Origin of the sequence: Pseudarthrobacter sp. PS3-L1 (assembly GCF_030063285.1) — a bacterium.
In the GTDB taxonomy this organism is placed as follows: Bacteria; Actinomycetota; Actinomycetes; order Actinomycetales; family Micrococcaceae; genus Arthrobacter.
This window is the reverse complement of record NZ_JASISU010000008.1, coordinates 44,117-51,850: the sequence shown is the minus strand read 5'-3', so window position 1 is coordinate 51,850 and position 7,734 is coordinate 44,117. Positions and strand designations below refer to the sequence as shown.

Sequence of the window (7,734 nt, the reverse complement as noted above, 5' to 3'; positions counted from 1 at the left end):
ACCCACAGCGCCGATGGTACTGCACCCGGGAGGGTGTGGGAGAGTAGGACACCGCCGGACAACACTTCAGAAAAAAGGTCGAGGGGCCCCACCACTGGTGGGGCCCCTCACCCGTTAACACCACAACACCACAACCAACCACACAACCCCGCCAACCCCGGCACCCGCTAGCAAGAACGCAGCCAGGGCCCCGTGCAGCTTCTGCTGAGGGCGCAATGCTTGCCGAAAATACGCTGTAGAGCGTGATTTTTGTCAAAAAATGCCTGAAACACGCGGAATTTGCAGGCTGTGGACGCCCAAGCTGATAGGTTTTCGAACAGTGGCTTGCACACAGACCGTTGCAGGCTCCCGCATCATGACAGTCCAGGAGGACATCAATGGCTAAGAACCGTAGTGAACTTGTTGCAGAGGTAGCTGGCAAGGCCGGCACCAGCCAGGCAGCCGTCAACTCAGTCCTCGACGCACTGTTCGAGGTATTCGAAACTTCTGTCGCCGCTGGCGAGAAGATCACCATCCCGGGCTGGCTTGCAGTCGAGCGCACCGACCGTGCGGCACGTACCGGCCGTAACCCGCAGACGGGCGAAACAATCCAGATCGCGGCAGGCCACAGCGTCAAGCTGACTGCAGGCTCCAAGCTGAAAGCTGCAGTGGCCAAGAAGAAGTAACTTCTTCCCCACGCTTTGACAGGAGCGGCAACCTTCGGGTTGCCGCTCCTGTCGTTTAACATGGATTCGTCCGGTAGGCATGCGTAGCGGACAATGGAAGGGTGCCAACCGCAGCGAAAACCCGTGCCACATCTCCAGAGCCCCTGCCGGCCAAGGGCCCTCCGATCACGCCTGTGCTCGGTATTGCGGGACGTTGGCAGGTAGCAGCAGCGGTTGTTGCCTTCCTGGCCCTTGTAGTGGCCCTTCTGTACTCTGGCGCGGCTGCGTCACGATCCGTCTCCGATCCCGGTGCCCTTGTGCGCTGGGGCCTTCCTGTCAGCAAGGTGGTCCACAATATTGCTGTGTCGACAGTGATCGGTGGACTGATCTTTGCTGTTGCAATTCTTCCGCGAAAGATCGGTGGACGCGGTAAGGACAGCGGGGACGAGCATCCGCTGTTTGCACGCGCCGTCATGGTCACGGCCATCGCTGGAGCGTTCTGGACGCTTAGCGCTGTTGCCGTCCTGGTGCTGACCTATGCAGATGTTGCAGGCCAGGGAATTTCAAGTGATACCGAGTTCACGCAGGCGCTTGTGTACTTTGTGACAGGAATTGAAACCGGCCAGGCCTGGCTGGCTGTTGTCATCATTGCCGCACTGGTGACAACTGTACTTTTTGGCGTGCGTTCGCTGATGGGGTTGGCTCTGACCTTGATCCTGGCCATGGGTGGCCTCATTCCCCCGGCTTTGATTGGGCACTCCTCGAGTTCTTCAGACCATGAGGGTGCCATCAACTCGTTGGCTCTGCACCTCTTGGGTGTGAGCGTGTGGGTGGGTGGCATCGTGATGCTGGCGCTGCTGTCCGGGATCCTGGCAGGGCGGCACGGAAAAGTGGCTGACAGCAAGGCCGGCCGTCCGGGCGATGCCACGGAACGTACGCTTCGTCGGTTCTCCATGCTGGCCGGGTTCGCGTTTTTTACGGTTCTTGCCTCCGGCGTCATCAACGCAAGCATCCGGGTGACGTCGTGGGCAGATCTGTTGGGGTCTCCCTATGGTCAGTTGATCGTCATCAAGACAGCGGCAACCCTGGTTCTTGGTGCTATTGGATTCATGCATCGCCAATGGGTGATCCCCCAGCTCAGCCGTAAAGGATCCCTTCTGTCCGCCAGGCGCGTCCTGTGGCAGTTGATTCTGGTGGAACTCATCGTCATGGGAGCTACCTCCGGTATTGCCGTCGCGTTGGGCAGATCTGCGCCACCACAGGTAACCACCTACGCTCCGGATGTAACACCAGCCTTTATCCTGAGCGGCTACGATCTTCCGCCAGAACTGACTCCGGAACGCTGGCTTACGGAGTGGCGCCTCGACTGGCTCGGTATTGCCGTGGCGCTGGTTGGACTGGTGGCCTACATCCTTGGTGTGGTCAAGCTCCGCCGCCGTGGGGATAAATGGCAGTGGTTCCGCACCGTGAACTGGGTTGTCGGACTCATTGTTCTGACCTTCATCACGTCCGGACCGCCAGCAGTGTACGGCCGGATCCTCTTCTCTGCGCACATGGTGGACCATATGGCGCTGACAATGGTCGCGCCGATCTTCCTGGTGTTGGGAGCGCCCATGACGCTGGCCCTGCGCGCACTGACTCCCAGGGGTGACGGTTCGCGAGGCCTGCGCGAGTGGATCCTGATTTTCATTCAGTCAAAGTTCTCCCAACTGGTGACCCACCCGCTGTTCGCGGCGGCCAACTTCGCCGGCTCGATCATCATCTTCTACTACTCAGACATCTTCGGTTTTGCCATGCGGGAGCATGTGGGGCATGTCCTGATGAATGTCCACTTCACCCTCACGGGATATATTTTCATCCTCACCATGATCGGAACGGATCCACTGCCCCGGCGTGCACCGTACCCCATGCGACTTCTGCTCCTGCTGGCCACCATGGGGTTCCATGCCTTCTTTGGTGTGGCCATCATGGGCGGGACGGGCCTTCTTGCCGCTGACTACTTCGGCAACCTGGGCAGGGATTGGGGGCAGTCTGCCCTCATGGACCAGCAGGTTGGTGGGGCCGTGGCCTGGGGTGTGGGTGAAGTTCCGACCCTTCTGGTGGCCATTGGCGTGGCAATCATGTGGTCGCGCTCTGATGAGAAGGAGAAGCGGCGCGTTGATCGGGCAGCTGACAGGAATAACGACGCCGACCTGACCGCTTACAACAATATGTTTGCCAAGCTGGCGGAGCGCGACGCCCGCCAGCCCGGCCGTGAATAGAACCTTGGAAGGACGCTGATGAGCGAAACTGTACGCACCCAACACCGGGTACGCGCTTCTGAACTGACGGGCCGCAACTGGCTCAACACCGGTGGGAAGTCGCTGGACCTTGAGGCACTGCGCGGAAAAATTGTACTCCTCGATTTCTGGACATTCTGCTGCATCAACTGCCTGCACGTCCTTGACGAGCTGCGTCCCCTTGAGGAACAGTACTCGGATGTCCTGGTGACCGTTGGCGTGCATTCGCCCAAGTTCGAACACGAGGCTGATCCCGTAGCCCTGGCGGCTGCCGTGGAGCGTTACGACATCCAGCACCCTGTGTTGGATGATCCGGAACTGGAAACCTGGAAGGCCTATACGGCCCGGGCGTGGCCGACGCTTGTGGTGGTTGATCCTGAGGGATACATCGTTGCGCACCTCTCTGGTGAAGGTCACGCTGATGGTCTGGCTGTCCTGATCCCTGAGCTGATCGCCGAGCACGAGGCCAAGGGGACACTGCATCGCGGAGATGGCCCCTACGTGGCACCTCCAGCAACTTCGGGCACGCTCCGTTTCCCGGGCAAGGCCCTCTACCTGCCAGCCGGGCGCGGAAGCGCCGGAGCAACAGCAGGAACGGACGACGCCGGGTCCTGGCTGGTCACAGACACCGGGCATCACCGGGTCGTGGAGCTGGGGACAGATTTCGAATCGGTGCTGGCCACTTTCGGTACCGGGACCAAGGGATTCAGCGACGGGAGTGCGGTGGGGGACACCGCCGTCGCGCAGTTCAACGAACCGCAGGGCCTGGTGCTGCTCCCTGGTGAGGTGGCCGCTACCGTGGGGTACGACGTCGTGATTGCCGACTCCGTCAACCACCGCCTTCGTGGGTTGTCACTAAGCACCGGTACAGTAACCACGTTGGCTGGCAACGGCGTGCAGCGGTTGCTCGAAACCGGCCCTGCCCGCGTGGATGACGACGGAGCAGGCCTTGTTGGCGCCCTGGGCGCGGACCCGTTGGCCGTCTCCTTGAGCTCGCCGTGGGACGTTGTCTGGTCCAGCACGCTCGACGCCGTAGTTGTGGCTATGGCCGGGGTCCACCAGATTTTCAGCTTCAGCCCCACCACCGGTGCTGTCCAGATCATTGCCGGCAACGGACTGGAAGGACTCCTGGACGGGCCTGCCCACGAATCGTGGTTCGCCCAGTCCTCAGGGCTTGCTGAAGGCACGGACGGCAGCATCTGGGTTGCTGACTCTGAGACGTCGTCCCTTCGCAAGCTTGTTTTTGACGCTGAGGGTGTCATCTCAGTGGAGACGGCCGTAGGCCAGGGACTATTCGACTTCGGCTTCCGGGACGGTCCGGCAGCGGAAGCGCGCCTGCAGCACCCTTTGGGTGTCACTGTATTGCCGGACGGCTCCGTTGCGATTGCCGACACCTACAACGGTGCTGTCCGCCGCTATGACCCTGCAACGCAGAGCGTCTCCACGTTGGCGCGTGGATTGGCTGAGCCCTCTGACGTCATCGTGGACCACACGCACGTGGCGGGTGCGGAGCCGTTGCTGGTGGTGGTGGAAGCCAACCGTCACCAACTGACGTACGTCCCGATCCCCAAGGAAGCCCAGCAGGTGGATGAAGGAGCGTCCCAGACGCAACGGCCCAAGAGTCCCATGGCTGCTGGTCCGCTGGAGCTTACGGTGCGCTTCAGCGCACCTACGGGGCAGAAGCTGGACAACCGCTGGGGTGACCCAACGCAGCTGAAGATCTCCTCCACTCCGCCCGAGCTGCTGGTTTCCGGCGGCGGCACATCGGTGGGCCTGCAGCGAACCCTCGAGCTCTCCGGCGATGTCCCGGAAGGAATCCTGCACATTACCGCGCGTGCTGCGGCCTGCGATGGGCCAGAGACCGAGGACGGCGAGATCCCCGATCACGCGGCCTGCCATCTGTACCAACAGGATTGGGGCATCCCGGTGTCGATTCAGGCAGACGGAGAATCCGAGCTGGTCCTGGATCTTCGCGGGATGGACTGACCTCTCAGAAGTTAACGATGGGGGTGACGGTGATGGTATTTCCCGCAACATCGAGGCGCGTGGTGAAGCTGAAAGGCACTGCTTCGTCGAGCGGGAACTCGACGCCCGTGAAGAGGTCGACTTGCCGGCCCGTCACCGTTGCCTTTCCATCCAGGGGTGCCACCACCCATCGTCCGTCGAAGGGGTCAACACTGATCTCCGGGTAGGTGGTGACGGCCCACTTGATGCTTCCCGGGATAACGCTGTTGTTGTTGACCTGATAGAAGGGGCAATTGGGCTGCAGCCGCTGGTCCTCGGTGGCCTTGGCTGCGCAGTCGTCGAGGAAGCCATTGACCTTGCCGCTGACTTCTTTGCGTAGGGCCTCCGTGGCTGTCGTAAGGAGGTTCAGGGCCGCCGCTGGTGCCGCCCTGTCAGTGACTGCGGCTTTGCTGGGGGTGGCAGAGAAGTATTTCCCCTTGAGCGCAGCCTCGTACTCGCCAGGGTAAAAAACTGCGAAGGTGTTTTTTCCCTGGGGCATGTTGACTGGGACGCCGTTGACTGTGGCTTCCACCGCGTTGACGACGCTCACGTCCACTGTGGGAAGCGCGGCTGGAACAAAGGCCCACGTATTAAAGAAGAGCCACTCTGTCCCCGTCTTCTCCAGGAGGAACTCAGTTCTGAGCTGGGTGCCGTTAATGGTGTAGTCGACCGGGACCATCACCTGGTTTTCGGGGCGGTCCTCGGCGTCGCCCACAGTGACGTCTGACACCCTGTTGGCGGCGGTCTGCAGCGCGGTTCCGTCCAGCATGGAGGCGTCGGACTCCGGCACTGACGCGCGGAGGATGCCCAGCGCCTTGCCGCCCTCACCGTTCTGCAGTGCCGCGAGGTATTCGCGCACAGGCTGCTGTGGACTGGCCATAGATCCGTTGACCACGTTCACCGCCACGACGGCTGCTGCCACGGCAAGCATCAGCCCGAGGAGCCATCCGGCCGCGATTTTGACCAATACCTGACTTTTCTGCACGTCCCTTACGTTACCTGCAAGCATGCTTATTACCGCTGTTGAGTCGTTCTGATGGTCAGCGTCGGCGTCGGGACGAGGTGCCGAAGACTCCGCGGAGGAGTTCGCGTCCCAACTGTGTTCCCATGGAGCGGACCATGGATTTCAGGCCACCACCCAGGGCTCCACCGAGGGCGTCGGCGATGTCCCCTGCTACGCCGCCGCCCTGCTGAGGACGCGCCTGGGTTGGGGGCTGCGCTGGTGTGCGCTTGGCTGGAGGCTGGGGACTGCCCGCAGGGTTTCCAGATTCCACTTGCTGCTCCGGCAGGGGAGCGGGCAGGGGGCGGCTGCTGGGACGGCCCAGAATCTCTTCCTCGATCCGACGGGCTTCGGCGTCGATGGTGTTACCGGGCGTTTGTGCCTGGCCGGTGGGAACCGTCGGCGCTCCCGGCGCGGGAGCGCCAGTGGTTGGCGCGCCCTTGCCGGTAAGTTTCTCGTAGGCGGAAATGTTGTCCACTGCCGTGCCGTACTTTGCCAGGAGTTCCGAGGCTGCAATGGTTTTTTCCATGGTTGTCTGTTCGCTGGGCCCCATGACTGACTGCGGTGCGCGGAGCCGGGTCAAGGCAACAGGCGTTGGAGCGCCCTTTTCATTCATGACAGTGATGACGGCCTCGCCAATGCCTGCGGAGGTGAGTGTTTCCTCAAGGTCGTAGTCGCTGACCGGAAACGTGGACACTGTTGCTTTGAGCGCTTTGGCATCTTCAGGGGTAAAGGCGCGTAGCGCGTGTTGAATCCTGTTGGCCAGCTGGCCCAGCACGTCGGCTGGAACATCTTTGGGGGTCTGCGTGACGAAGAAGATGCCGACGCCCTTGGACCGGATGAGCCGGACTGTGGTGGTGATGGCGGACAGGAATGCCTTGGATGCTCCGTTGAACAGCAGGTGCGCCTCGTCCAGGAAAAATACCAGCTTGGGTTTCTCAAGGTCACCGGCTTCCGGGAGGTCCTCAAAGAGGTCTGCCAGGAGCCACATCAAAAAGGTGGAAAACAGCATCGGTTTGGTCTGCAGGGTGGGTAGCTCCAGGCACGAAATGACGCCCCGGCCGTCCGGTGCGGTACGGAGCAGTTCCGCTGTGTCGAACTCGGGTTCACCAAAGAACTTCTCCAATCCCTGGGCTTCCAGGTTGACCAGTTCGCGCAGGATTACGCCCGCGGTGGCCTTGGAGAGCCCGCCGAGTTCCGCAAGCGCTTCTTTTCCCTCAGCGGAGGTGAGAAAGGAGATAACTGCCCGAAGGTCCTTGAGGTCGATCAGTTCAAGGTTGTTTTTGTCGGCAAAGTGGAACACCAGCTGCAGGCTGGACTCTTGGGTGTCGTTGAGTTCCATCACACGGGAGAGCAGGATGGGCCCAAAGGACGTCACGGTGGCACGCACGGGGATGCCGTTGCCGTCGCCACCGAGGGCCAGGAATTCTACGGGGAAGGCCGACGACGACCAGTTCTGGCCCAGTGCCTCGGTGCGGGCTGTCAGTTTCTCGCTGCCGGCAGCTGCCGTAGCCAACCCGGAAAGGTCGCCTTTAATATCAGCAAGGAAGACCGGAACGCCGGCTGTTGACAGTTGTTCGGCCATCATGTGCAGTGTCACTGTCTTGCCGGTACCAGTGGCCCCGGCAACCAATCCATGCCTGTTCATCATGGCCAGCGGAAGCCGGACCTGGGCTTCCTTATGGATTTGTCCGTCGATGATGGCGGCACCCAGCTCAATCGTGGCACCCTCGAGGGTGTACCCGTCTTTGATGGTGGCGAGCTTCTCTGCAGGGGTTTTCTTGACCATGCACGCCAGCTTAGTGCT

At 61.4% G+C, this 7,734-nt stretch carries 5 protein-coding genes; 3 read left to right on the top strand and 2 right to left on the bottom strand.

All coding sequences use genetic code 11. The features are described 5' to 3' along the window. Positions 1-377 precede the first annotated feature (377 nt). The 3 genes from QMG79_RS16095 (at position 378) to QMG79_RS16085 (ending at position 4,909) form a co-directional block, all read left to right on the top strand. On the top strand, positions 378-665 hold the full coding sequence (locus QMG79_RS16095; RefSeq protein WP_011776355.1) for an HU family DNA-binding protein: 288 nt from the start codon (positions 378-380) through the stop codon (positions 663-665). Positions 666-766: 101 nt separating this feature from the next. Beyond that, the gene (locus QMG79_RS16090; RefSeq protein WP_283539640.1) at positions 767-2,905 is read left to right on the top strand and encodes a bifunctional copper resistance protein CopD/cytochrome c oxidase assembly protein; all 2,139 of its coding nucleotides are present in this window, start codon (positions 767-769) and stop codon (positions 2,903-2,905) included. 18 nt (positions 2,906-2,923) lie between these two features. Then, complete coding sequence (locus tag QMG79_RS16085; protein WP_283539639.1) at positions 2,924-4,909, top strand: NHL domain-containing thioredoxin family protein; 1,986 nt, start codon at positions 2,924-2,926, stop codon at positions 4,907-4,909. Positions 4,910-4,913: 4 nt separating this feature from the next. On the opposite strand, the gene QMG79_RS16080 is transcribed toward QMG79_RS16085, so the two are convergent. After that, positions 4,914-5,936 carry a hypothetical protein gene (locus QMG79_RS16080; protein ID WP_283539638.1) on the bottom strand — a complete coding sequence of 341 codons (1,023 nt, stop codon included), beginning with the start codon at positions 5,934-5,936 and terminating at the stop codon, positions 4,914-4,916. A gap of 31 nt (positions 5,937-5,967) precedes the next feature. Beyond that, positions 5,968-7,716, bottom strand: a complete 1,749-nt coding sequence (locus QMG79_RS16075; RefSeq protein ID WP_283539637.1) for a helicase HerA-like domain-containing protein — start codon at positions 7,714-7,716, stop codon at positions 5,968-5,970. Between the last annotated feature and the right edge of the window lie 18 nt (positions 7,717-7,734).